We start from the raw sequence: 23,189 nt of genomic DNA, 5'->3' as shown, positions 1-23,189 counted from the left end.
CGGGGCGCGGAATTAGGTGGAGGGTTCCGGCGTTCTGGCCTACCGTGATCCACATGTTCGCACTCGGTCGTCAGCTGCCCTCAGCGGTGGCTCCCGTGTGCGTGCTCTCGTTCAACGGCGCCGATACGCGAATCTGACCCTTCCCCAGCCGCAGCAGAACCCGGGGGAAGGGTGGTCGCACCATGCGCGGTTCTGGCGCGCTCTGCCCGGCAAGCACGGCGCGGCCGACGGGGTCGTGCCCGGTGCCGAGAAGGCTGTCGTCACCGAGCAGCAGGTGCGGGACGCGCTCCGCGATGTGCCCGCGCCGCTGTCGCTCACCGAGTTCGATTCGGAGCAGGAGGACACCGGTCCGGCCCCGCCGCCGTTCTGCTACGACCGGCCGATCGCGGGCGGCGGCGCGACCGACATTCTGCTCAACATGCTGACCGGCCCCAAGTACGGCCCGCGGTACCAGGGCGCAGAGGCCGGCGCCGACCTGGTGCTGATGCGCATTCCCGAGGCGAAGGCCGCGGCAGTGGCGGACCTGGTCGGCGATCTCTCCGAGTGCCATGTCGAGGGCTACGACTTCAAGCAGTACAGCCAGGACGGCTGGGCGACGGCCTTCCCGCTCGACATGGGGGACGCCGCGGTGGCGATCCGCAAGGTGTGGCGGAACTCCGAGGAATTCATCAAGGACGGCCTGGTCGCCGGCGAGGAACTCATCGTCGTCTCGGGAACCTGGATCGTCTTCGCGAGCAGCAACGGCTCCGAACGGCCCGACACCGACGAGGGCCGCGGCGAGGCTGTCCGACCAGATCTGGAACTTCCATCGGTGGTCCGGACCGCGTTGAAGTCGCTCGACGGTGTGGCGGGCACGAACTTCTCGCGGGCATCATCCGGCCCGGCGCCGGTCTGCTCGGCCGAAGCGCTCACCGAGCAGTCCTTCACCGGCGCCCGGGCGTATTCGGTCGCGCTGCTCACCGCCGTGCACGACGCAGCCTGTCGCCACGACTACAAGTGGCTGTCCCAGTACGCGACACCGCAGTTCTTCGCCGATGGAAAGGCATACGGCCGCTCGGGACTCTTCGGTTCGGTCGGCACCAGGCCTGACCTGGATGCCCTCGCGCAGGCGATCGAGGCGGGACCGACCGGTTCCGGTACAAGGGCGGTCTATGCCGCGCGAGGGTGGACGTTCCTGTTCGAGAAGAGATTCGCAGGCGTCAGGGGATTCCTCGGGCAGAGCCGGCAGTGTGATTCGGCGGGAACCGGGACCGACGCTGTGTGCGATGCGGCGGCCGGGCGGGGTGTCGCCGGGCTCGACTGGTCGCCTGAGTCGGTGGCCCAGGACTGTGACAGCGGCATCGTCGACGTCATGCAGCGGCTGTACGTCTTCAACCGCTCCAAGACCGTCCCGGACGTGCTGGTCCGGTCGACGTGCCGACCGGCTTCGACGGGCAGTTTGCCGTCCGACGTGACGCTGCTGGACGGACGGGCCACCACGGATTCCTCGGTGCGCGTGTTGCAGACGATCCTCAACAAGAGCTCCGCGTTCGTGCTCGACCCGCTCTACGTCCGGGACGGAATCCTCTATGTGGTGGTCTCCCGAGACCTCAAGCAGTCCGGCGGGTTCGGCGGGTTCACCGCCGGCCTTCGTTGGGACGGCAGGAGATACCGGCAGGTCGATTGAGGCCGCCGGCTACTGGCCGCCCTCGGGGTTGTTCTCGCGGATGGCGGCGGCCAGGTTCTTGAGGAAGTCGGGGTTGTCGTCGGGGGCCACGAAGACCGGGCGGGGGCGTAGCTCGACCTTCGGCACCGGGCGGCCCTTGACGAACCAGGCGATGGCGCCGAAGGGGCTGAGCAGGAGGATGGCGAACATCCAGGCGGCCCAGGGGGCGGTGCGGATCTCGTCCTCCTTGAAGCGGAGGCAGTCGACCAGCGCGATGATCACTAGCGCCAGGTCTAGCAGGAGCAGGAGGACGACGATGCTGGCCATGCCTCGGAACGATCCTGGGTGCGGGGATCGGGCGGCGGTTCCGGGCGGGTGCTAACTGGTGGCACCCGCCCGGACCGGGATCACAGCGCGCTGGCCAAGGCCGGCAGGTAGCCGTTCGTGTAGCCGGTGGCGTTGGGGTGGAACGAGTTCTGGGGCGGGACGACCGTGAGGCCGTTCAGGTAGGGAGTGGGTGCACAGATTCCGTGGCCAGCGAACTCATCTCGTACGTCGGAAAAGGTCAAGCCGGCGGCCTGGGCTCGGGCCGCGATGATGTCGTTGAGCAGTTGCGCGCCCTCGTTGAGGGCTCGGCGCTTGGTCAGGCTCATGCCGGTCAGGCCGCACGACGCCGACGACGTGTCGAACAGGATGGGGTAGCCGAGCACCACGACCTTCGCCTTCGGGGCCTTGCGCTTGATGGCCGCGTAGGTGGCGTCGAGCTTGCCGGGCACATTGCTGGTGATGTCCGTACGCGCGGCGGCCACCTTGTCGAGGCAGGCCGCGTCGCTGCCGACCTGGCAGCCGAGCACGGTCGGGGCGAAGCCCGCGTCGTTGCCGCCGATCGTGATGCTGATCAAGTCGGCCCCGCTGCTCAGGAACGGGACCTGCAGGGTGCGCACGTCGTCGGTCACGGCCCCGCCGCAGCTGAGGTCGGTGAACGACTTGGGCTTGTTGCGCGCCGCCCACTGGCCGGGGTAGCCCTGCTTGCTGCGCAGGCAGAAGACGCTCTGGCCGGGCGCGCCCACGCCCGAGGAGTAGGAGTCGCCCAGGGCGACGTAGTCGGTGACGGCAGGGTCGACGGCCGCCGCGGCGGGGGCCGCCACGGCGAGCGAAAGCATGGTCGTAGTGACGAGACAGCCGAGCAAAGACAGACGTCTGCCCATCGGGTGGCCTCCGGTCCGTGGGGGAGGGGAAGCCGAAGCGCTCCGGTTACTGAACGGTAAGTCAGGGTGCCGAGAAAAGAAACACGGTGACATTCCTGTTACGGACGAGTAACGTACGTCGATGTGACCTGCGTCGATATCGAGCAGTGATCGATCATTCACACGAGCGCCACAGGCGATCTTCAGGCTGCCCTCAGGCCGCGCGGCTACCGTCTTCACATGGAAGAAGAACGGGCACGGCGGATCGTCGACACGCTGCGGGCACGCAATGTCTTCGCCCATGTGAAACTGCCGCAGGCCGGCATCACCCAGTACGGCATCCGGGTCATGCTGCCCGACGGCCGCGAGGCGATCTGGGACAACGACGGCACCGCCGGCCTCGAGGCCCAGATCATGCGCAACGGCGTCCTGGTCGGCTTCGTGCCCTCGATCCCCGATTCCGAGAACTTCGGCGACGGCCAGATCATCGAGGCGATCGCCACCGCCGACTACGACCGCCCGGTCGGCCGCTCCATCCCGGCCAAACCGCGGCCCGCGGCCGAGCGCCCGCCCGCGCCGGTCAGCCTGGCCCAGCGCCTGCGCGGAGGTTTCCGCTCGTAGCTCAGGGGTCGGGGCTGATCAGTTCGATCAGGCGGTCGAGCGCGACCGGCCACAGCTCCGGTGTGAGGTTGGCCAGCAGCGTCTCGGCCAGGCTCTGCGCGACCATGTCGATCCGCTCGCGCAGAACCGGGTCGTCCGGCATGGGCAACGGCGGCGGCGCGGGGGCCGGCGGCGCCGAAACGGACGCCGGTTCGGCGGCCTCGCCGGAGGCCGGGTCCGATTCCGGCTCGGGCGCCATCGGCAGGTCTTCGGGCGCGCCCACCAAATGCAGGTGGCCGGTCGCCCGGGTCAGGGCCGTGTAGAGCAGCCGATGCCCGCGCGGGTCGTCGTCGACGATGAACCCCGGCTCGACCACCACGGCGGCGTCGAATTCCAGGCCCTTGGCCTCATGGGGGCTCAGCAGCGTGATCGCCGGCCCCCGGTCGTCGCCCGGGGCCGTACCCCAGGGAAGCTCTTGCGTACGCAGCACCGCCTCGATCTCGTCGCGGCAGCGCGCCGGGCAGATCACCGCGACCGAGCGCCCGTCCGCGGCGTGATCGGCCGCCGCCGCCACCACGACCGCCGCCCGGCCCGACGGCTCGACCGGCGCGATCACCGGCTCGGCCGGACCTTCACGCACGGTTGTCGGGGGCTGCACGCTGGGGGCCGCGGTCGGCAGCAACTCGGCTGCCAGCTCGAAGATCTGGCGGGGGATGCGATAGCCGAAATGCAGCTCGCGGTGCACGTGCGGCATCTGCGACGGCAGGTGGGCGAGCACGTCGTGCCAGTCGTCGCGGGCCCACGGGCCGGTCGACTGGGCCATGTCGCCGACCACGGTCAGTGACCCGTTGGACGAGCGGCGCGAGATCGCCCGGAGCTGCATGGGGGAGAGGTCCTGCGCCTCGTCGACCACCACATGGGCGTACGTCTGCGGTTCCGTTCCCGACACGTGTTCGGCCTCGTCGAGCAGGGGCAGGTCGGCCTCGCTGAACGGCGGCTCCTCGCCCGGGGCCCGGACCAGCGCGTCGATCTCACGCTCGGTGAACTCGCCCTCGGCCGCCTCGGTCAGCTTCTCGCGGGAGGCGAACAGCTCGGCCAGGAACGTGGCCGCCTCGAACTCGGGCCACAAGCGGTCGGCCAGCACGTCGGCGGCTTCCAGAATCAAACGCGGGTCCTGCGTACCGGCGACGAGCGCGGCCCGCAGCAGGCGTCGCCTGTCCCCGGCTGTCGCCTCGCTGGCCTTGGCTGTCGTGATCACCCGCTCGATCGTGGCGGGATCGAGGCGTACGACCCGGCCCCGGACCGACAGCACCGGCGGGATGACGCCCTGCTGAGCCCGGTGCTTCTCGATGGCCCGGCCGAGCAGCCCGGCCATCCGCGCCTCGCCCTTGAGCCGGGTCACGTGCGGCGCCTCGGGGCGGCCGGTGACCGCCTTGGGCAGCAATCCGTCGATCGAGCTGTGCGCGACCCCCTCGTGCCCCCAGCCCTCGAGCAGCGTCCGGGTGCGCCGGGCGAACGCGTGCGACGGGCCCACCACCAGCACCTCGGGCGCGCTCAGGCCCAGGTCGGGCTCGTCCAGCAGCCAGGCCACCCGGCGCAGCGCGGTGTCCGTCTTGCCGGTGCCCGGACCGCCCTGAATGATCAGGACGCTCTCGGGCGCCGTGCGGATCAGCTCGTCCTGGGCGTCGCCGATGGTCGCGGACCAGTCGCCGGCCGCGGCCAGCAGCGGATCCTCCGGCGTGCCCGGGCGGCTCAAGGTCAGCTGCCTTCGAGCGGCACTTCGAGGCGGACGCTGCCCCGCAGGTCGAGATAGACCTTGTCCGGGGCCCGGACGACCCGCAGCACCACGTCCGAGCAGTGCGGGCACCGCGCCACCAGGCCGGGGGAGTGCGCCCACACCATCAGGGTGGCCACCGCGTCGGTGTGGGTGCAGCCCGCGCACATGTAGCGGGCCGCGGTCACGTCGACGGCGAAGATCTCGCGCAGGTCGCCGGCCATGGCGTTGCCGTCGAGCGCGGCCCCCGTCTCCCCGGGTTGTGTCACGACGTCCCTCCGAAGCGTTCGGTGCGGATCCGGCGTGGATCATGGCCGAGCGCGACCAGAATGTCCGCGGCGGTCTCGACGAACGTCGTGGGACCGCACACGAAACAGTCCGGTGCGAAGTCCGGCGGCCAACCGTACGTGTTCAGCGCCGCCACGTCGATCCTCTTCGGGGCGGAAGGCCAATTGTCCGGCGTCTTGCGGGTGTAGACGTAGTGAACGTCGAGCCCGGCGTCGTCCCGGACGCGGCGGCGCAGCTCGTCGGCGTACAGCACGTCCTCGGGCGTCCGCACCGAATAGATCAGCCGGAACGGCTGCTTGGTGCCGGCCGTGGCCCGGGCGCGCACCATCGCCATCAGCGGCACCACCCCCGAACCGCCGCCGACCAGCAGCACCGGCGCCGGCTGCCGGTCGCGCCAGACGAACCAGCCGCCGACCGGGCCGCGCAGCTCGATCTGATCGCCCGGCTCGACGACATCGGTCAGATAGGGCGACACCTCGCCGTCGTCCAGCCGCTGGACGGTCAGCTCGACCTTGTTCTCGGGGTGCGGCCAGGCCGAGGCGATCGAATAGCTCCGCTGGGCGCGGTAACCGTCCTCGGCGGTCAGGCGCACGTCGACGTGCTGGCCGGGCAGGTGACCCGGCCAGTCCGGAACGTCGAGCACGAGCGTACGTGCCGTCGGCGACTCCGAACGGGCGGCGCTGACCGTCGCCGCCCGCCAGATCAGTCGCCCTGATACCGCTGTTCGCGCCATGGGTCTCCGTACATGTGATAGCCGGCGGCCTCCCAGAAACCGGGCTCGTCCTGAGGCATCAGCTGCACGCCGTTGACCCATTTGGCCGATTTCCAGAAATACAGATGCGGGATGAGGAGCCGAGCCGGGCCGCCGTGCTCCGGTTCGAGATCCTCACCATCGAACTTGTACGCCACCCAGGCCTTGCCGTCGAGAAGATCTTCCATCGGTACGTTGGTGGTGTACCCGCCGAAGCTGTGCACCATCGTGTACTCGGCCTCGGACTCGACGTCGGCCAGCAACGTGTCGAGCGAGACGCCCCGCCACGTCGTGCCCAGCTTGGACCATTTGGTGACGCAGTGGATGTCGACCGTGACGTCCTCGGCCGGCAGCGCCTGGAACTCCGTCCAGTTCCAGCTCGTCTTGTCGCCGGTCTCCGTGGTGAGGGTGAAGCGCCAGCGATCGAGCGGGATGCGCGGGGTCGGCCCGGCGGAAAGCACCGGGAAATCGTGGGTGAGGTACTGGCCGGGCGGCAGGCCGGGCACCGACTCACGCCGCCGGCCGCCGAATCCCCTGGAAATGATGCCCATGGGTGATGAGTAAACCGGATGATCTTCGCGTTCGACAGCGCCTAGAGGCGGATCACGTCGCTTGTGGCGCCCGACACGACAACACGGTGCTCCAGCCCCGGGACGAGGTCGACGAATCGGGCGATGGTGGTGGCCTGGTAGGTGCGGATGGTACGCCACTCTCCGGTGTACTGCTGGATCTCGACCGGAACGCCCTGGACGCCGGTGATGACCACGGTCAGCTTGCCGGGGCCGGGGCGGACCAGGCGGATGACGGGCTTGGCCGGCGCGGCCTGGGTCGGGGCGGCCTGAGTCGGTGCGGGCTGGGTCGGCGCGGCCGACGGTGTCGGGCTTGCGGGCGGCGTGGTCGGTGCGGTCGTGGTCTCGGACGGGCTCGGGGTCGACGGGCTCGGGACGGCGGTGGCCGGCGGGGCGGTCTCGGTCGGCGTGGCGGTGGGAGCCTGGGTCGGCTCGGTGGTCGGGGCGGGCGTCTCGGCGGTCGGCGGCGGGGTCGTCGCGGTCTCGGACGGGCTGGGAGTGGTGGGGCTGGGCGTGGCCCGGCTGGTGGGCGCGGCCGGGGCCGGCGGGGTCAGCGTGGCCAGGGCGGCGGCCGCGTCGAGCAGGCCGGCGCCGAAGTCGTCGTCCCGGCCCGGTACGCCGAGGTCGGTGGCCGAGGACGTGAGCGCCGCCTCGACCTGCTGCGGGGTCAGCGTACGGTCGGCGCCCTTGAGCAGAGCGGCGACCGCCGCGACGTGCGGCGCGGCCATGGAGGTGCCGTTCATGCGTACGTAATTGCCGCCCGGGAAGGTACTGAGGATGTCGTTGCCGGGAGCGGCCACATCGACGTACCCGCCGCGGTTCGAGTAGCCGGCGACGGTGTTGTCCGCCGCGGTCGCGGACACCGCGATGACACCCTCGTCGGCGGCCGGGAAGCTGACCGGACTGCCCTGGGCGCGCGAGTTGCCGGCGGCCGCGACGACCACGACCCCCTTGCTGCGGGCGTACGCGACGGCGTTGCTGACCGCGGCGACCTGCGTCGTCGAGCTGATCGACATGTTGATGACGTCGGCGCCGTGCTCGGCGGCGTACGCGATGCCGTTGGCGACGTCCGACATGTAGCCGGAGCCGTTGGCCCCGAGCACCCGGACGGGCAGGATGCGGGCGTCCGGCGCCATGCCCGCGATGCCGGCGCCGTTGCCGGTGAGCGCGGCGATCGTGCCGGCCACGTGCGTGCCGTGCCCGTGCGGGTCGATCGCGGTGCCCTCGACGCCGGTGATGAAGTCGGCGCCGGGCAGCACCTGGCCGGCCAAGTCGGGGTGGGTGGCGTCGACGCCGCTGTCGACCACGGCCACGGTGATGCCGGCGCCGGTCGAGCGCGGCCAGGCGCCGTCGACGCGGGTGCGGGCGAGGTCCCACTGCGCGGGCAGGTACGGGTCGACCTGCGCGACGGTGACGGGAGCGTCGAGCTCGACACTGACCGCGCCCGCAGCGTGCTGACCCTGGGTGATCAGGGCGCCGGCGGCGTCGCGGTCGGTAGCCGTGCGGGACGACACCGTCGGGCGGCCGTGCCGGTCGACAGTGGTTCTGATGATCCGTACGGGATGGGTCTGGGAAACGACCGGCGGAAGCAGACGGGCCGGGCTCGCCGACAGGTTGCGGGTGACCGGCTGCCAATGCGGCTCCTGCGCCGGCAGCACGAAGGCGGTCGCGCCCACAACGATGGCGCCGGCGGTGAGACGAACGATCTGCTTCTTCATGTCAGACCAATTCGTCAGTACGGGTCACCAGCCGGGAAGCACGGCGGTGCACCTTGGTTTCCGTTCGTTTTGGCGCGCTTTGTCCGGCTCGATGGGACCATCGGTTGATGGAACGGGGGAGCTCGCGGGCATGACAGTGCAGGACGAGAACGGCGTCTACCGGTCGCTGGCGCGGGAACGGCGTAACCAGCGGCGCAAGCAGCTGGGAGTCGGACTGGCCGGGCTGGCCGCGTTCGGCGGGGCGGGCGTCTTCCTGGTGCAGAGCCAGCTGATCGACATGTCGCGCACCACGGCCATCCGGGAGCCGCGAGTGGTCGTGCCGGCGACTCACGCGCCGTCACCCTCGAGGTCGGCTTCGCCGCCGTCGGGGCGGACCGTTCCGGCGGCCTCGCCCGGCAAGGTGAGCCGGTCGGGGGTCCGGCTGCGGGTCAGTCCGCCTCCGCCGCCCCCGCCATCACCGTCGATCTCCGTGTCGGCGTCGGCCGGCCTGACCGCCGCGACGCAGCTCAACGAGCACAGCGAGACCACCAATACCGGCCGGATCCGGGTCACGTCGGCCGGCTACGACCTGACCGGGCGGCCGCAGCTGGCCATCGCCGGCGACACGGGCTGGCTGGTGGGCGGCGCGCGTTGCACCAAGACATTGCGTACGGAGTCAAACGAGCAGCCTCGGGTGGTGCCCACGATGCTGGTGTGCTGGCGCACGTCGGCCCGCCGCAGCGTGGTCACGGTCGCGGTGGCCGACCGGGGCCGCCCGTCGTCGGGTGACAGCGTGGCGGTCATTCAACGCGAGTGGGCCCGCCTCAGCTGAGACGGGCCGTCGCGTTCCTCTCGGTGGTGCGCCAGCCTCAGGCGACCTTGACGGTCGTCGTGGTGAAGCCGGTGACGGCCTTCGTGGTGGGAACCACCAGGCGGACCTTGGCGCCGGACGGGAGGCCGGTGACCGTCGTCTGCGCCTTGGCCGCGGTGAAGCTGCGGACCGTGACCCACTTGCCCTTCACGTACTCCTGGACCTGGACCTTCTGGCCCGCGGCGCCGGTCATCGTGACGTTGAGCGCGCGCTTGGTGGTGCTCCTGACCGTCGCCTGGGCCCGGACCGTGAACGTGGTGACCGGCGAGACGGCCTCGACCGAGGTGTCGGTGGCCAGGACGACCAGCTTCACCTCGAAGCTGGCGGTGGCCTTGACCGAGACGGCCACCCGGCCCGATCCGTCGGTCTTGGCGCTGGTCAGCTGGAACTTGCCGGAGCCGGCGGCGGCCAGGGCGATCTGCACCGGCTTGCCGGCCCAGGGGGCGCCGGACGCGGTGACCGTGAAGGTCATCGTGCTGGTGCTGCCGTAGACGACCGACGTCGGGGACGTGGTGACCTTGACGGTCGGGGTGACCTTGGGTGTGGCCGTCTTCGTCGGCGTCGGCGTCGGCGTGGCGGTCGGGGTCTTGGTGGCGGTCGGGGTCGGGGCGGTCGTCGGGGTCGGGGCGGTCGTCGGGGTCTTGGTGGCCGTCGGGGCCGGGGCGGGCGTGGTGGTCACCGGCTTGGTCGCCGACGGGGTCGGGCTCGCGGCCGGGCTGGTCGGGTTGGTGGTCGGGCTCGTTGTGGGGCTCGTGGTGGTGGGGGTGACCGCGGCCAGCGCGGCGGTGGCGTCGATCCGGCCGTAGCCGAAGTCGTTGTCGCGGCCCTTGGCGCCGAGGTCGACGGCGGAGGTCTCGAGGGCGCTCTCCACCTGGTCCGGGGTGAGGCTCGGCTGGTACGCCTCGAGCAGCGCGGCCACGGCGGCGACGTGCGGCGAGGCCATCGAGGTGCCGCTCATCGAGGCGTACCCGGTCTTGCTGCCCAGCGCCGTCGGGTAGGTGCTGAGGATCGAGGTGCCGGGCGCGGCCACGTCGACGTAGCTGCCGGCGTTCGAGTAGGTGCCGATCTTGTCCGACGAGTCGGTGGCGGCGACCGCGATGACCCCGGCGTCCGCGGCCGGCCAGCTGGTCGGGCTGCCCTTGGCCCGCTCGTTGCCGGCGGCCGCGACGACCGTGACGCCCTTGCCGCGGGCGTACGCGATGGCGTTGCTGACGGCGGTGACCTTCTCGGACGAGCCGAGCGACATGTTGATGACGTTGGCGCCGTGGTCGGCGGCCCACACGATGCCCTCGGCCGCGTCGGACATGTAGCCCGACCCGTTCGCGGCCAGAACCCGTACGGGAAGGATCTTGGTGTTGGGTGCGATGGCGCTGACGCCGGCACCGTTGCCGGTGACCGCCGCGATGGTGCCCGCGACGTGCGTGCCGTGCCCGTTCGGGTCGGTGCTGACCTCAGCCTTGTCGGCGATCGCGTCGTAGCCGGACAGCACGTTGCCCGCGAGGTCCGGGTGCTTGGCGTCCACGCCGGTGTCCAGCACGGCCACGGTCACGCCGGCGCCGGTCGACTTCGGCCAAGCGGTCGCCACCGAGATCTTGCTGAAGTCCCACTGCTGGCTGCGGTAGGTGTCGCTGCCCGAGGGCACGTCGGCCGCGGTCGTGACGGCGTCCAGCTCGACACCGACGGCGTTCCGGGCCGTCTGACCGGCCTTCACGGCCTGCGCGGCCGCGGTCTTGCTGGTGGCGGTGGTGACCTTGATGACCGGCTTGCCGCTGGCGTCGACGCTGGTGGTCACCACGCGGACGGGCTGCTGAGCCGAGACGGTGGCCGGCAGCAGCTGCTCAGGCTTCTCGTCAAGGTTGAACGTCGAAGGCGTGTAGGTAGCCGGCGTTTGGATAGCCGGCTGCCATTCGGTCGCAGCCGTGATGTTGCCGGGCAGGGCGATCGCGGCGCTCCCGGCGATGGCGCCGACAGCCAGCGCGCCCACGGCGTACCGGCGTAGGTGCTTCTTCATGGTCGTCCTCCCCGTTGTGGTCGAGGAGAACGGTCGGCGGCCGGGGTGACTTCGGCAGGACAATTACCGGTGCAGATCGGGAGTGCGGACCGGATCACACCGCGACCTTGACGTTTTAGACCTATTTGTCGGATGAGCTGGGAGCATCGGAGGGGTCGAGAACCGCCGCGGCGGGCCGCACCCGAGATCCGGAGGACCGGTAACCATGAGCATTCGCGACGACGAGACATCCGGCGCGAACGGCGACCGCGACCGCCGCCGGAAGCTGGCCGTGACCGGCGCTGCCGGCCTGGCCGTGGTGGCCGGCGTGGGCACGGTGCTGCTCATCAACCGCGACGACCCGGCCCCACCCGACCTCGGCGCGGCCGCCCCGATCGTGGCCGAGAGCTCCGCCTCGGACTCCACTCCGCCTCCCACCTCGCCCGCCCCGCCGTCGCCGTCGGCCTCCGCCGGCCCGATGGCCAAGGCCGACGCGGTGCCGGCCGAAACGACGCCCGCTGCCTCGAAGACGCCGGCCGCGACCACGCAGGCCACGACCGACGAAAAGACGCGCAAGAAGATCGAGGCGGCTCGCTCGAAGGCCGCGGCGGCGGGGTTCCCGGTGCAGCGGCCGTTGACCCCGGCGCCGGGCGTCGCGGTTGAAAATCTCGCGTCGTATCGGACGCAGAGCCGCACCCTGGCCAGCGGCGGCATGATGCGCATCTACTCGGCGAAGGGCGACCTCAGCAATCAGCGCGAGATGCTGTGGGCGGCCGACGAGGGCGAACCGGCCGGCGACGCGAGGTGCACGCAGAAGTTCCGCTTCGCCCAGAACGCCACCCCGGCCGTACGCCCCTCGATGCTCCTGTGCTGGCGCATCACCGACAGCCGCAGCGTCGTCGTGCTCACCACGGCCAAGAAGGGCACCCCGTCGATCCCGCAGAGCGTCAAGGCGATAGACACCCAGTGGAACAAGGTCGGTCAGTAGGGTCCAACCGTGAAGGTGGCGCCGCTGGTGACGATGGTCGCCTTGGTCTCGGCGCCGGTGGCGCCCACAGTTCCGTCGGCCACGATCGTCACCGTGTAGGTGCCCTCGGCGACCGGTACGCCGATGAGCGGCGTCCCGTCGGCCGGGTCCAGGCTGTCGGCGGCCAGGTCGAGCCGGCAGATCAGTTCGGTGTCGTCCAGGACAAGGACCTCGCCGCACTCCTGAATGCCGCGGTTGGACGCCGGGTCGTAGACGTCGCGTACGAGGAACACGTGAGCGTTGGCGTCGGTGGGCGTTCCGCTGCCGTCGAAAGTCAGCTCGTCGAAGCCCTGTCCGCGGATGTCGATGTACGGCGAGGAGCCCGCGGGCGCCGAGTTCGGGCTGACCACGATGCTGTTGTCGAAGCTGAACAGGATCGGGTTGTCGGCGGTGGCGGGGTCGTTGTCGGGGTCGGCGCTGCTGGCCACGCCGCCGGCGGTGCGCACCATGAGCGCGTATCCGCTGCCCGCGATGTGGGCCGGTGTGACGGCGGTGAAGCTGTCGTTGCCCGGCGAGAGGGTGAGGCCGGTGAGGGCGGCGCCGTCGATGGTCGCCGTGGTGCCGGCGCTGAAGCCGCTGCCGTTGACGGTGATCGTCTGGCCGCCGGCGGCCGGGCCGCGCGCGGGCAGGATCGCCGTGATCGCCGGACGCTGGGCGATGCTGTAGACGGACGTGGCGATCAGCGTGCTCGCGGTGGTGGAGGCGTTGTTGTAGACGCAGACGTTCCATTTCGAGGTGCTCTGGCCGGAGACGAGGGCCAGCCCGGCCGGGACGGTGAAGGCGATCTTCGTCGTCGAGAGCCGTCGCACCTGAGCCGGGTCGACGGTGAGCGCGCCGGCGGTGAGCGTCGACGAAGTGCCCTCGATGGCGGCCTCGTCCTTGGCGGTCGCGCCGCAGGAACTCGCGGTCGGGGCGTTGTACTGGAACTGGACGACCGGGGTGGTGCCGGCCGGGAAGGCGAGCACGCCGGCGGCGACCGTCGCGGTGACCGAGTTGCCGCCGCCGCTCGGGCCCGAGGTGCTGCTCAGCGTCATCGTCGCCGGTGCGGCCCAGGCCGGGGCCGGTGCGGCGGCCACGATGCCCAGGGCGGCGGCCGCGAAAGCCGCGATCCCGTTGCGTACTAACGGTTCCCTGCGCATGTGAGGTCCTTCCGACCTTCCGGGGATGGCTCGGGAGCAGCCTAAGGCGGAGATCGGCCGCTCAGGTGTTTTACATGGTTTGGTGGCTATTGACGGCATTCGGTGAAACGATGGGCTTCCGGGGTCTGCCCCGCTGTGCGTGCGGGGCCGCCTCGTCAGCTGTCACCGGCCGAAGGACGAAAGCACATGCGCAACAACCCCAAGATCAGTCGCCGCCGGATGGTGGTGGGCGGAGTCGGCCTGGCCGCCGTGCTGGGCACCGGCGCCATCCTGCTCACCGCGAACTCGGAGCGGGATTCCACGGCCACGGCGCCGAATCCGACACCGGCTGCGTCCTCGTCACCGGCCTCGTCACCTTCGCCGGACGCGCCGGCCGGCAGTGCTTCCAGTGCGCCCGCGAGCGCCGGGCCGGCCGTGCCGTCGCCCGCGGTCTCGGCCAGCCCCAAGACTCTGCAGGAACGCCTGGCGGCGGCTCGTTCGGCCAACAAGCGGCTCGGGACAGAGCCACGGCATGCGCCGCCGCCCAACGGGAACGAGATCCACAGTGCCGTGACCGTGAAGAACCAGGGAGACATCCGCAAGGGCGGCAAGACGCTGCGCATCGTGTCGGCGCGGCAGGATCTCACTGGATTGCGCGAGCTGGCCTGGGTGGCCGACGAGGGCAAGCCGGCGGGCAAGGCGCGGTGCACCCAGAACATCCGGCTGTACAACAACCCGAAGCCCCGGGAACGGCCGACGCTGCTGCTCTGCTGGCGGACCACGGCCGACAAGAGCGTCTATACCGTCGCTGTGGACGTGAACGAGCGGCCGTCTACGGCAGAAAGTCTTAAGGCGATCGAGAGGCGCTGGGCCGAGATGGGATGACGCGGAGATAGCAACGGCCCGGGCCAATTGGCCCGGGCCGTTGTGTGTTCAGGTGCGGATCAGAAGTCGGCCACCGTGAAGGCGGACGCGCTGGAGACCAGCGACTCCTGGTAGGTCAGCTGGGTCTGGGCGTCAACGGCACCGTTGTTCACCACCGTGAGGTAGTAGGTGTCGTTGGGCACCGGGTTCTGGCTGCCCACCGTGACGGGGCCGGCAACGTTGCCGGTCGGCGTCCGGTTCAGGGTGGCGGTGTTGCCGTTGGCGCTGACCGAGACGATGTGCGATCCCGCGTCCACGCCGGCGCCGGAGACGGGACGACCGACGTCACGCTGGGTGAACAGCGCGGAGGAGGTCAGGTCCTTCGAGGCGGCGCTGCCGGTGGCAGCCACCGAACGGGTGCCACCGATCGCGGCAGTGAGACCGGTGCCGTCGGCAACGCCGTTGGTGCTGATAGTGGCTTGAGTCGGGCTCTGCACCGAGATGATCGTCGAGCCGTACAGGATCTTGGCTTCGCTGGCTGCGGTGACCTGCTTGCCGATGTCCGCGGCGGTGAAGTTGGCGGTCGCCGACGAGATGTTCGGCGAGCCCGCGGTGGTCACGATGTCAGCAGGCGACCGTGTGGTCAGGGTGACGTTGCCCGACTTGTCGAGCTGCTGCGTGAGGTTCAGGGTGCAGATGAGCTCTTCGTCGCTGACCACGAACACGTTGAGGCATTCCGCGATTCCGGCGTTGGTCTTGCCGGTGGAGTTCGTCGGGTCGTACTTGCCGTTCACCAGGTAGACGTGAGCGTTCGCGTCGTTGAACCCGCCGACGAAGTTCATCGAGACGAAGTTCGAGCCGAGGATGTTGACGTCAACCGCGTTCCGCTTGTTGGACGCTGTGTTCGGCGCCGCGACGATCGACGGCAGATAGGTGAACTGCCCCAGCAGACGGGCCGGGCCGGCCGCCGTGGTCAGCTCGATCATCACGTCCTTGCCGGCAGCGCGAGCAGGCGCGACGAACGCGAAGCTGTTCGGCCCGGCCGGGGTGATGTTGGAGACCGGGACCGAGGCACCGCCGACGGTCAGGCCGATGAAGCCGGCGGCCGTGGTCGGCAGGTTGGTGCCGCTCACGGTCACGGTCGTGCCACCCACCGAGGGGGCCGCGCTCGGGCTGACGCCCGTGATGGCGGCCGCCGCGGCCACGCTGTAGGTGGAGTTTCCGATCTGCGGCGCGCCGGCCGTGCTGCTGGCGTAGATGCAGACGTTGTACTTGGTGGTGCCGGTGGTCGGCGTGGGGGTGGCGAGCTGGACGCCCGCCGGCACGGTGACAGCCAGCTTGTTGTCCGTCAGCTTCCGTACGGACGTGGCGAGCAGGTTGCCGGCGGTGGTGGTGATGCCGGTGACCGAGGTGCTCATGGCCGAGGTGTAAGTCGACACGCAGGCCGGTACCGAGAAGCTGATGGCCGGGTTCGTGACACCGACGAGCCAGGCCGACGAGGCCGAGGCGGTGATCGTGGGCGTCCCGTTGCTCGGGCCGGTGGACTGGCTGAGGGTGACCGGAACGTTGGCCGCGTAGGCCGGGGTCGCCAACGCGGCGACCAGCAGCGAGCTTGCCGCTCCCGCCGCGAACCCGGCGCGGGCGAGCCGCCGGGTGGTGCTGGACTTGGTCTTGCTCATGCGAGGTCCTCCTACGGCATGGAAGCCGCTGGTCGGGGTGTTTATGGGCCCGTACCGGGACTCGCCGTCGGGCCATCTCGCCGGAAGCGTAACTTGCTGTATGTGGGGGATTGCGGAGAGTGAAAAACTTTGTTGGATTTGCTCGTTTAGCCCGATCTAAGCCCCATTTACCACGCCGCCGGACGCGTGTCCGGCGAACTATCTGATGCATCAGGTGGTCCTCTCCATCAATGGGTCGGATGTCATGCGGTTGACGCAGCGACGCATCTGGCCTATGTTCTTCTCAGTAACAGAATTACTCATGCTGAGAACAACTAAGGAGGGCGGGCATGCCGAACGAGTCGGAGTTCCTGGCCGAGTACGACGCCCGCAGTTATGCGCCGGTCGCGGTCACCGTCGATGTGGTGGCGCTGACCATCCGCGACGGGCAGCTCTGTGTGCTGCTCGTCGAGCGGGCCGAACACCCTTTCGCCGGGCGGCGGGCCCTTCCGGGTGGGTTCGTGCGGGTCGATGAGGGGCCCGACGAGGCTGCGCTGCGGGAGCTCGGTGAGGAGACGGGGCTACGGCCGGGCGAGGGGGCGCTGCAGCGGGTGCACCTCGAGCAGCTTCGAACGTACGGGAAGCCTGGTCGTGACCCCCGGATGCGGGTTTTCTCGATCGCCTACCTGGCGTTTGCGCCGGAGCTGCCTGACCCGCGTGCCGGCAGTGACGCGTCGGACGCGCTCTGGGTGCCCATCGCGTCGGCTCGGAAGCTGGCCTTCGACCACGACACGATTCTGGCTGACGGGCTTGACCGGGCACGCTCCAAATTGGAGTACACGCCGTTGGCTACGGCCTTCGTTGATGACGAGTTCACGATTGCTGAGCTGCGGCAGGTGTATGCGGCTGTGTGGGGTGAGGATCTGCACGCCGGCAACTTTCATCGCAAGGTGCTCAGCGTTCCCGGGTTTGTCGAGAGCACGGGGCACACCGCGGCCAGGGGTGGGGAGCGGGGCGGGCCCAAGCCGAAGCTGTATCGGGCCGGCGACGCCAAGCTGCTGCATCCAGCCCTGCTGCGGCGTGAGGACGACGTCCGATGATGTTCGCGGAGGCCGTTGCGCTCATTGAGCGGGCCGGCAGCTTTGCCGAGTTAGGAGATGGAGAGTCGGCCTACCGCGCGTACGCGAAGGCCGTACACCCGGATGCGGTGACCAGCGCGCAGAGCGCGACCGCGACCAAGGCCTTCGCGCGGCTGTCGAAGCTCTACAGCGAACGCAGCCGGCGGGTGGCCGTGGGAGACATCGCCGACCTTCTGGTCGGGGAGAAAGGGCTGCTCAAGATTCCGCGCAGCCCTGGGGACAGCGACCTCATGGAGGCCGAGGCGTCCGCGCTGACCACGCTGCGGGCCAAGGGTGATCCGAAGTATCGGTGGTACGCGCCGCGGCTCATCGAGAGCTACCTGCACGAAGACACCGAACGCCGGCGGCGGCGGGTCAACGTACTTGAACGGCTCGTCGGGTTCGTTCCGCTGAGCGACTTGAAAAAGCGGAGGGATCCGCGGGACGTGGCCTGGATCTGGCGGCGGCTGCTGGTGGGTCTCGGGTGGGCTCATCGCGCCGGAGTTGTGCATGGGGCCGTGCTCGAGGAGCACGTGATGATCCACCCGGAGAAGCACGGCGTGGCGCTCGTGGACTGGTGTTACTCCGGGTCGCGGGTGAAAGCGATCGTCGCTGGGCGGCGCGACCACTACCCGCCGGAAGTGTTGCGGGAGAAGCGCGCGACGCCGGCCACCGACATCTACATGGCCACCGGGCTGATGACGCGGCTGATGGACGAGCCACCGAAAGCGTTGGAACGGTTCGCCGCCGGCTGCACCTACGACAAGCCGCGGATGCGGCCGCAGGACGCGTGGCGGCTGCTCGGCGAGCTGGACGAAGTTCTGCACCACCAATACGGGCCGCGGACCTTCCGGCCCTTCACGATCTGAGGAGACAGACATGGGAAGCGGACGCTGGTCGACCGACGTGTACACCGCCGCCGACAACTACCGCCGGGCCACCGGCACGAGCGCCTTCGCGTACAGCGACAGCGGCGCCCGGAAGGCCCACCCGGCGCTCGACCCCAAGGGCGTGGCGAAGCGGGAGAGCCGCGACAGCGACGAGCACCCGTTCAGCACGCCGATCGCCGTCCTGTTCGACGTGACCGGCTCGATGGGCGGGGTGCCACGCGTCCTGCAGACGAAGTTGCCGCAGCTCCTGGGCCTGCTGACCCGCAAGGGCTACGCCACCGACCCGCACATTCTGTTCGGCGCGGTCGGCGACGCCACCTGCGACCGGGTGCCGCTGCAGATCGGGCAGTTCGAGTCGGACAACCGGATGGACGACGACCTGGCCCGCATCGTGCTCGAAGGGGGCGGCGGCGGTCAGATGATGGAGTCGTACGAGCTGGCCATGTACTTCATGGCCCGGCACACGGCGCTCGACTCGTACGAGAAGCGCGGCCGGCGCGGCTACCTGTTCCTGATCGGCGACGAGATGCCGTACGCCAAGCTCAAGCCGCGTGAAGTCGAGAAGTTCCTCGGTGCGCGCGCCGAGAAGATGAGCACCGAGGCCATCGTCGCCGAATTGACCCGTACGTTCGACGTCTACTACCTGCTGCCGACCGCAGCCGGTCACGGCGGCAACCGTGACGTGCTCAAGCGGTGGCGGGAACTGCTCGGACAGAACGTGCTCGAGCTCGACGACCTGGACGCGGTGTGCGAGACGATCGCGCTCACGGTGGGTCTGGGCGAGGGCACCATCGACCTCGACGGCGGGCTCGACGACCTGGTCGAGGCGGGCTCCGCGCACCGCGGGACGGTCGGCAAGGCGCTGGCTCCGCTGCAGCGTGGCGCCGTGATCCGCCGGGGCAACCTGCCGCTCGGCGCCGCGGGTTCGGGGAACGAGCGGCTGTGAACGAGCACGTTGCCGTGGTCGACCTCGGTTACGGGGACGTCGGCAAAGGCACGGTGGTCGACGCTCTGTGCTCGCGGGCGAAGCCACGGGCGGTGCTGCGCTTCAACGGGGGAGCGCAGGCCGCGCACAACGTGGTCACCGAGGACGGGCGGCAGCACACGTTCGCGCAGCTCGGGTCGGGCACGCTGCGTGGCGTCCCGACCCACCTGACCCGGTTCATGGTGGTCGACCCGCTGGCCCTGGCCGCCGAGGCTCGTAGTTTGGGGAATCCGTTCGAGCTGCTCACGGTGGACGGGGACGCCCTTCTCGCCACTCCGTGGCATCGGGCGGCGAACCGGCGGCGGGAACTCGCGCGCGGCGCCGGCCGTCACGGTTCGTGCGGCATGGGGGTGGGCGAGACCATGGCGTACGCGCTGAGTCACGACCGGGCTCCCCGCGTGGGCGATGCCCTTTCCCGTACGGCGTTACGCGCGCGGCTGGCAGCGGTCGAAGCGGATCTGGGGCCGGCCGGCGTACCCCTCGACGACGTGGTGGACGCGTTCCTGGCGTTCGGCCGCGCCGTGCGGATCGTCTCCGGCCACGAGAAGACGCTGCTGCGGGAGGGGCCGTGCGTCTTCGAGGGGGCGCAGGGCGTGCTGCTGGACGAGTGGCGGGGCTGGCACCCGCACACCACGTGGTCGACGACGACGTTCGGCAACGTGTCGGAGCTGTGCGACTCGTACCGGCGGATCGGGGTGGTGCGCACGTACACGACCCGGCACGGCGCGGGACCGTTCGTGACCGAGGACCCGGAACTCGACCTGCCCGAGGGGCACAACGCGACGGGGGAGTGGCAGGGGGCCTTCCGGGTCGGGCACTTCGACGCGGTCGCCCACCGGTACGCCGTCGAGGTGGCCGGCGGGGTCGACGGGCTGGCCGTGACCCACCTCGACGTGCCGGAGCGCTGCCCGGACCTGCGGATCTGCGAGTCGTACACCGTCGACGGCGAAGCGTGGACCCGGATCGAGCCGGGGCCGCCACGCGACTTGGAGTGCCAGGCGGCCCTTACCGAGCGGCTGCGGTGGGCCGAACCAGGTCCGCTGCGGCGCCCGGACGACTGGGCCGGCGAGATCGGCGGCCTGCTGGGAGCCCCGGTGGTGATCGAGTCGTACGGGCCCGCGGCCGACGACAAAAAGTTCGCCGAATAATTGATTAGGCACGCCTTACCTAATCAATTTAAATCGTGGTGTAGTTTCGATCTTTACGGGAAATGGTTTATCGTCGACGAGAGACCGGAATGATGACTTTGGAGGCGACGAAGCCATGACTCAGATGCTGGAAATGCCCCGCGTTCAGACGTGCACCGTGACCAGCTGTGGTTACAACCACGACGGGTGCACCGCCTTCGCGGTGACCATCGGCAGCGCGATCTCGGCCGAGTGCGACACCTACGTGCAGACCGGTGACAAGGGTGGCACCGGCAAGGCGCTGGCCCAGGTGGGGGCCTGTAAGCGGTCCGACTGCGTGCACAACACCGACCTCGAGTGCCACGCCCCGGCGATCGTGGTGGGCGAGTCGGGCGACAAGGCCGACTGCCTCACGTACGAGCAGGGCTGAGCATTCCGAACGCATTTAATTAAGTAAGGCGACCCTTTTCTAAGGGGAGCCTTTCTTATTACAGATACATGCCGGTGTGCGGCGCGCTCTTGGGCACCGTCACCGGCTCACTGCCGGTCTTCAGGGCGTAGAGTTCGGCCAGCGTCGCGCCCGCGGCGCCGATGCCGGCTGAACGGCCCAGCCAGGCCACCGCCTCGGCGTACGGCAGGCGCCCGACCTCGATGCTGGCCAGGCAGCGACCCGGCCGCACGACCGCCGGGTGCAGCGAGGCCAGGTCCTCGTTGGTGGTGATCGCGATCAGCGCGTTGCGGCCCTGACCGAGCAGCCCGTCGGTCAGGTTGAGCAGCCGCGACAGCGACTGGCCGGCGCTCGCCTTGGCTTCGCCGCTGATCAGCTCGTCGCAGTCCTCCAGCATGAGCATGCGCCAGCGCGGCTCGTTCTCGTCGTCGCTGCCCAGGGCCACGCTCATCAGGTAGGCCGGGTCGTTGAACAGCCTTTCCGGGTCGAGCACGCAGTCGACCTGGCACCACGAGCGCCACTGCTGGGCCAGCGCCCGCAGCGCGGTCGTCTTGCCGGTGCCCGGCTCGCCGTGCAGCAACAGCAGGCGGCCGCTGATCGACTCGCTGGTCAGGGCCATCAGCCTTTCCAGGGTGGCCGCGACGACGCTGCTGTAGTTGCTGCGGATCGACTCCCACGGTGCGGCGTCGATCTCGCGGGCGGCCCGGCGCGGGCCGTGCTGGCCGAAGTGCCAGAAGCCGATGGGCACGTTGTCCGGCGTGGGCTTCGGCTCCTCGACGGCGTCCCGGGTGGCCGCCTCGAGCACCGACTCGGCCAGCTCGGCGCTGACCGCGGTGACGGTGACCCGGGCCCGGCGGCTCTGCTTCCAGCGGGTGACGTGCAGCGTCCAGCCCTCGCCGACGGCGAGCCGGCCCTGCCCGTCCTCGTCGACGGCGTCCCGCACGACGCGGGCGTCCTCGGTGGTCAGCGGCGCGTCGGAGCGCACGTTCTCGAGATAAGTGCTTCGGCCGTACGGTTCACGGCCGGTGACGAAGGCGTCGAGGGCCAGCAGGTCCACCACGTCGACCAGACGGTCGCCGTCGTCCACCGCGCCGGCCAGCGGCAGGGTGGCCGGCGCGGAGGCGGCGGTCGCCGCGTCCACGTGCCGGCCGCCGAGCCGCTCGACGGACTGGTGGGGAGTGCGCATACAAAGATGATCGTCCGTGCGGGCCCGGATGGCACCCGCTTTTCCGCGAGACCACCCGGCTCCCGCGCGCCTTACCCCGGTTCACTCCGGCCGTCGACTTCCGGTCACCCGAGCCGTCGGCTTCCGATCAGCCGGGGCGTCGGGTCAGGACGAACACCGGGATGACGCGGTCGGTTTTTTCCTGGTACGACGCGTAGTTGGGGAAAGCCGCCACCGCGCGTTCCCACCACACGGCGCGCTCGTCGCCCTCGACCTCGCGGGCCACGTAGTCGTGCTCCTCGGTCTCGTCGCGCAGCTCGACGTGCGGCTCCTTGCGCAGGTTGTAGACCCAGACCGGGTTCTTCGGCGCGCCGCCCAGCGAGCCGACCACGGCGTACTCGCCCTCGTGCTCGACCCGCATGAGCGGCGTCTTGCGCAGCTTCCCGCTCTTGGCGCCGACCGAGGTCAGCAGCACCACCGGGTAGCCGTGCAGCTCGTTGCCCTCGGCGCCGTCGGTGTTCTCGATCTTCTCGGCCTGCCGGCGCGCCCAGTCGGACGTGCTCGGCGCGTACTCACCGGTCAACGGCATCTCGTGCTCCTTCGGAAAGGCGAAATCAGCGGAGGCCCACCACGGCGGCGTCGGTGCCGCCCCGCCACAGGACGCCGGCCTCGGTGAAGCCGGCCACCCGCAGGGCGTCGACGTGCCACAGCGCCGGCGGCGTCCACTCGTGGCCGTGGCGGGTCTTCGGATAGATCTTCTCGCGCTCGACGGCTTTCGGGGCCAGGAACTCGTCGGCGGCAGCCAACTCCCACCAGGCGCCCCACGCGGTCGCGGCGCCGGTGGCGTACCGGGCCTCGCGCTCGGCCCGCTCGTGGTCGCGCAGCCGCTCGGACAGCGTGGGCAGCGACTCCTCCGGCATGTGGTCGGCGTTGACGAAGATGCCGCCCGGCCGCAGCACCTCGCGGATCTCGCCGTAGAGCGTGGCCACCCGCTCGGCCGGCAGCCAGTGCAGCGCGGTCGCGGTGAGCACGGCGTCGAAGCCCTCCTCGGGCAGCTTCGCCCGCCAGCCCGGGTCGCCCAGGTCGGCGTCGACGACCTCGCCACGGTCGCGCAGCGAGGCCGTCGCGATGGCCATGAGCACCGGATCCTGGTCGAGCACGGTGACTCGGGCCTGCGGGAACCGGGCCAGCGTCCGCAGCGAGATCGTGCCCGTGCCGCCGGCCAGGTCGAGCACCCGCGGCGCCGGGCCGTCGGTGGTCGCGGCCACCGCCGTCAGCATCGCGGCGAACCTCTCCTCACGGTCGGGCAGGAACGCCTGCTGTTGCCGGTCCCAGCTTTCCTGCCAAATCCCCGGGTTGCTCAGGTAAGCACTCATGCCGTTCACGCTAGTTACATCCGAGGCTCGTCACAACCGCT

The 23,189-nt window shown here is 70.3% G+C and carries 23 protein-coding genes; 10 read left to right on the top strand and 13 right to left on the bottom strand.

The genetic code is table 11. The annotated features are described in order from the left end of the window. The first annotated feature begins 97 nt into the window (after positions 1-97). Positions 98-1,666: a hypothetical protein gene (locus OWR29_RS45850; protein WP_267569987.1), complete on the top strand. Its 1,569-nt coding sequence runs from the start codon at positions 98-100 to the stop codon at positions 1,664-1,666. 9 nt (positions 1,667-1,675) lie between these two features. Here the strand turns inward: OWR29_RS45850 and OWR29_RS45845 are convergent, their stop codons facing one another. Together OWR29_RS45845 and OWR29_RS45840 are read right to left on the bottom strand one after the other, a co-directional pair. Then, a complete protein-coding gene (locus OWR29_RS45845) occupies positions 1,676-1,972 on the bottom strand; it encodes a PLD nuclease N-terminal domain-containing protein (RefSeq protein WP_267569986.1) in 297 nt (98 codons plus the stop codon). 80 nt (positions 1,973-2,052) lie between these two features. Next, the gene (locus OWR29_RS45840) at positions 2,053-2,853 is read right to left on the bottom strand and encodes an SGNH/GDSL hydrolase family protein (RefSeq protein WP_438872745.1); all 801 of its coding nucleotides are present in this window, start codon (positions 2,851-2,853) and stop codon (positions 2,053-2,055) included. 219 nt (positions 2,854-3,072) lie between these two features. On the opposite strand from OWR29_RS45840, the gene OWR29_RS45835 reads away from it, so the two are divergent. Continuing rightward, entirely contained in the window at positions 3,073-3,453 is a 381-nt protein-coding gene (locus OWR29_RS45835) for a hypothetical protein (protein WP_267569984.1), read from the top strand. 1 nt (position 3,454) lies between these two features. Here the strand turns inward: OWR29_RS45835 and OWR29_RS45830 are convergent, their stop codons facing one another. Genes OWR29_RS45830 through OWR29_RS45810 form a run of 5 tightly spaced genes read right to left on the bottom strand, consistent with a single transcriptional unit; the run spans position 3,455 to position 8,532 of the window. After that, positions 3,455-5,188, bottom strand: coding sequence for a UvrD-helicase domain-containing protein (locus OWR29_RS45830; RefSeq protein WP_267569983.1), 1,734 nt, complete (start codon positions 5,186-5,188; stop codon positions 3,455-3,457). 2 nt (positions 5,189-5,190) lie between these two features. Then, positions 5,191-5,475, bottom strand: a complete 285-nt coding sequence (locus OWR29_RS45825; protein ID WP_267569982.1) for a DUF6510 family protein — start codon at positions 5,473-5,475, stop codon at positions 5,191-5,193. Next, the gene (locus OWR29_RS45820; RefSeq protein ID WP_267569981.1) at positions 5,472-6,227 is read right to left on the bottom strand and encodes a ferredoxin reductase; all 756 of its coding nucleotides are present in this window, start codon (positions 6,225-6,227) and stop codon (positions 5,472-5,474) included. Before OWR29_RS45820 ends, OWR29_RS45825 begins: the two co-directional genes overlap by 4 nt. Beyond that, positions 6,197-6,796 (bottom strand): sulfite oxidase-like oxidoreductase, encoded by a 600-nt coding sequence (locus OWR29_RS45815; protein ID WP_267569980.1) that lies wholly within the window; start codon positions 6,794-6,796, stop codon positions 6,197-6,199. Before OWR29_RS45815 ends, OWR29_RS45820 begins: the two co-directional genes overlap by 31 nt. 41 nt (positions 6,797-6,837) lie before the next feature. Further along, on the bottom strand, positions 6,838-8,532 hold the full coding sequence (locus OWR29_RS45810) for a S8 family serine peptidase (protein WP_267569979.1): 1,695 nt from the start codon (positions 8,530-8,532) through the stop codon (positions 6,838-6,840). A gap of 130 nt (positions 8,533-8,662) precedes the next feature. Between OWR29_RS45810 and OWR29_RS45805 the strand changes: the two genes are divergently transcribed. Further along, positions 8,663-9,343 (top strand): hypothetical protein, encoded by a 681-nt coding sequence (locus tag OWR29_RS45805; protein WP_267569978.1) that lies wholly within the window; start codon positions 8,663-8,665, stop codon positions 9,341-9,343. Between the two features lie 37 nt (positions 9,344-9,380). Here the strand turns inward: OWR29_RS45805 and OWR29_RS45800 are convergent, their stop codons facing one another. Further along, positions 9,381-11,393: a S8 family peptidase gene (locus OWR29_RS45800; protein WP_267569977.1), complete on the bottom strand. Its 2,013-nt coding sequence runs from the start codon at positions 11,391-11,393 to the stop codon at positions 9,381-9,383. Positions 11,394-11,598: 205 nt separating this feature from the next. Here OWR29_RS45800 and OWR29_RS45795 point away from each other — a divergent pair, with 205 nt between their 5' ends. Beyond that, a complete protein-coding gene (locus OWR29_RS45795; RefSeq protein WP_267569976.1) occupies positions 11,599-12,360 on the top strand; it encodes a hypothetical protein in 762 nt (253 codons plus the stop codon). Here the strand turns inward: OWR29_RS45795 and OWR29_RS45790 are convergent. Beyond that, positions 12,354-13,538, bottom strand: coding sequence for an IPT/TIG domain-containing protein (locus OWR29_RS45790; RefSeq protein ID WP_267569975.1), 1,185 nt, complete (start codon positions 13,536-13,538; stop codon positions 12,354-12,356). The genes OWR29_RS45795 and OWR29_RS45790 overlap by 7 nt on opposite strands. A gap of 186 nt (positions 13,539-13,724) precedes the next feature. On the opposite strand from OWR29_RS45790, the gene OWR29_RS45785 reads away from it, so the two are divergent. After that, positions 13,725-14,402, top strand: coding sequence for a hypothetical protein (locus tag OWR29_RS45785; protein ID WP_267569974.1), 678 nt, complete (start codon positions 13,725-13,727; stop codon positions 14,400-14,402). A 59-nt stretch (positions 14,403-14,461) separates the two neighbouring features. Here OWR29_RS45785 and OWR29_RS45780 read toward each other — a convergent pair whose 3' ends face one another. Beyond that, positions 14,462-16,060: an IPT/TIG domain-containing protein gene (locus OWR29_RS45780; RefSeq protein ID WP_267569973.1), complete on the bottom strand. Its 1,599-nt coding sequence runs from the start codon at positions 16,058-16,060 to the stop codon at positions 14,462-14,464. Between the two features lie 329 nt (positions 16,061-16,389). On the opposite strand from OWR29_RS45780, the gene OWR29_RS45775 reads away from it, so the two are divergent. From OWR29_RS45775 to OWR29_RS45755, 5 genes are all read left to right on the top strand, one after another. Further along, entirely contained in the window at positions 16,390-17,139 is a 750-nt protein-coding gene (locus OWR29_RS45775) for an NUDIX hydrolase (RefSeq protein ID WP_267569972.1), read from the top strand. Then, on the top strand, positions 17,136-18,026 hold the full coding sequence (locus OWR29_RS45770; protein WP_267569971.1) for a protein kinase family protein: 891 nt from the start codon (positions 17,136-17,138) through the stop codon (positions 18,024-18,026). The genes OWR29_RS45775 and OWR29_RS45770 overlap by 4 nt, the downstream gene beginning before the upstream one ends. A gap of 10 nt (positions 18,027-18,036) precedes the next feature. Then, positions 18,037-18,993 (top strand): hypothetical protein, encoded by a 957-nt coding sequence (locus OWR29_RS45765; protein WP_267569970.1) that lies wholly within the window; start codon positions 18,037-18,039, stop codon positions 18,991-18,993. After that, positions 18,990-20,180, top strand: coding sequence for an adenylosuccinate synthetase (locus tag OWR29_RS45760; RefSeq protein ID WP_267569969.1), 1,191 nt, complete (start codon positions 18,990-18,992; stop codon positions 20,178-20,180). The genes OWR29_RS45765 and OWR29_RS45760 overlap by 4 nt, the downstream gene beginning before the upstream one ends. Positions 20,181-20,295: 115 nt before the next feature. Next, the gene (locus OWR29_RS45755; RefSeq protein WP_267569968.1) at positions 20,296-20,589 is read left to right on the top strand and encodes a DUF1540 domain-containing protein; all 294 of its coding nucleotides are present in this window, start codon (positions 20,296-20,298) and stop codon (positions 20,587-20,589) included. A gap of 58 nt (positions 20,590-20,647) precedes the next feature. On the opposite strand, the gene OWR29_RS45750 is transcribed toward OWR29_RS45755, so the two are convergent. The 3 genes from OWR29_RS45750 to OWR29_RS45740 form a co-directional block, all read right to left on the bottom strand. Further along, positions 20,648-21,793, bottom strand: coding sequence for a DUF5925 domain-containing protein (locus tag OWR29_RS45750; RefSeq protein ID WP_267569967.1), 1,146 nt, complete (start codon positions 21,791-21,793; stop codon positions 20,648-20,650). Between the two features lie 127 nt (positions 21,794-21,920). Further along, complete coding sequence (locus tag OWR29_RS45745) at positions 21,921-22,361, bottom strand: nitroreductase family deazaflavin-dependent oxidoreductase (RefSeq protein WP_267569966.1); 441 nt, start codon at positions 22,359-22,361, stop codon at positions 21,921-21,923. Between the two features lie 25 nt (positions 22,362-22,386). Further along, positions 22,387-23,148: a class I SAM-dependent methyltransferase gene (locus OWR29_RS45740; protein ID WP_267569965.1), complete on the bottom strand. Its 762-nt coding sequence runs from the start codon at positions 23,146-23,148 to the stop codon at positions 22,387-22,389. Positions 23,149-23,189: the final 41 nt, after the last annotated feature.

It is taken from the genome of Paractinoplanes pyxinae, assembly GCF_026626335.1.
In the GTDB taxonomy this organism is placed as follows: Bacteria; Actinomycetota; Actinomycetes; order Mycobacteriales; family Micromonosporaceae; genus Actinoplanes; species Actinoplanes pyxinae.
Note: the sequence above shows the minus strand (reverse complement) of the source record. Positions and strands in the feature narration are given on the sequence as shown.

Bases quoted from the DNA above. Each gene is read 5' to 3' on its own strand.
- OWR29_RS45845 (WP_267569986.1), bottom strand. From the start codon at position 1,972: ATGGCCAGCATCGTCGTCCTCCTGCTCCTGCTAGACCTGGCGCTAGTG.
- OWR29_RS45840 (WP_438872745.1), bottom strand. From the start codon at position 2,853: ATGGGCAGACGTCTGTCTTTGCTCGGCTGTCTCGTCACTACGACCATG.
- OWR29_RS45835 (WP_267569984.1), top strand. From the start codon at position 3,073: ATGGAAGAAGAACGGGCACGGCGGATCGTCGACACGCTGCGGGCACGC.
- OWR29_RS45820 (WP_267569981.1), bottom strand. From the start codon at position 6,227: ATGGCGCGAACAGCGGTATCAGGGCGACTGATCTGGCGGGCGGCGACG.
- OWR29_RS45815 (WP_267569980.1), bottom strand. From the start codon at position 6,796: ATGGGCATCATTTCCAGGGGATTCGGCGGCCGGCGGCGTGAGTCGGTG.
- OWR29_RS45810 (WP_267569979.1), bottom strand. From the start codon at position 8,532: ATGAAGAAGCAGATCGTTCGTCTCACCGCCGGCGCCATCGTTGTGGGC.
- OWR29_RS45805 (WP_267569978.1), top strand. From the start codon at position 8,663: ATGACAGTGCAGGACGAGAACGGCGTCTACCGGTCGCTGGCGCGGGAA.
- OWR29_RS45800 (WP_267569977.1), bottom strand. From the start codon at position 11,393: ATGAAGAAGCACCTACGCCGGTACGCCGTGGGCGCGCTGGCTGTCGGC.
- OWR29_RS45795 (WP_267569976.1), top strand. From the start codon at position 11,599: ATGAGCATTCGCGACGACGAGACATCCGGCGCGAACGGCGACCGCGAC.
- OWR29_RS45790 (WP_267569975.1), bottom strand. From the start codon at position 13,538: ATGCGCAGGGAACCGTTAGTACGCAACGGGATCGCGGCTTTCGCGGCC.
- OWR29_RS45785 (WP_267569974.1), top strand. From the start codon at position 13,725: ATGCGCAACAACCCCAAGATCAGTCGCCGCCGGATGGTGGTGGGCGGA.
- OWR29_RS45780 (WP_267569973.1), bottom strand. From the start codon at position 16,060: ATGAGCAAGACCAAGTCCAGCACCACCCGGCGGCTCGCCCGCGCCGGG.
- OWR29_RS45775 (WP_267569972.1), top strand. From the start codon at position 16,390: ATGCCGAACGAGTCGGAGTTCCTGGCCGAGTACGACGCCCGCAGTTAT.
- OWR29_RS45770 (WP_267569971.1), top strand. From the start codon at position 17,136: ATGATGTTCGCGGAGGCCGTTGCGCTCATTGAGCGGGCCGGCAGCTTT.
- OWR29_RS45765 (WP_267569970.1), top strand. From the start codon at position 18,037: ATGGGAAGCGGACGCTGGTCGACCGACGTGTACACCGCCGCCGACAAC.
- OWR29_RS45755 (WP_267569968.1), top strand. From the start codon at position 20,296: ATGACTCAGATGCTGGAAATGCCCCGCGTTCAGACGTGCACCGTGACC.
- OWR29_RS45750 (WP_267569967.1), bottom strand. From the start codon at position 21,793: ATGCGCACTCCCCACCAGTCCGTCGAGCGGCTCGGCGGCCGGCACGTG.
- OWR29_RS45745 (WP_267569966.1), bottom strand. From the start codon at position 22,361: ATGCCGTTGACCGGTGAGTACGCGCCGAGCACGTCCGACTGGGCGCGC.
- OWR29_RS45740 (WP_267569965.1), bottom strand. From the start codon at position 23,148: ATGAGTGCTTACCTGAGCAACCCGGGGATTTGGCAGGAAAGCTGGGAC.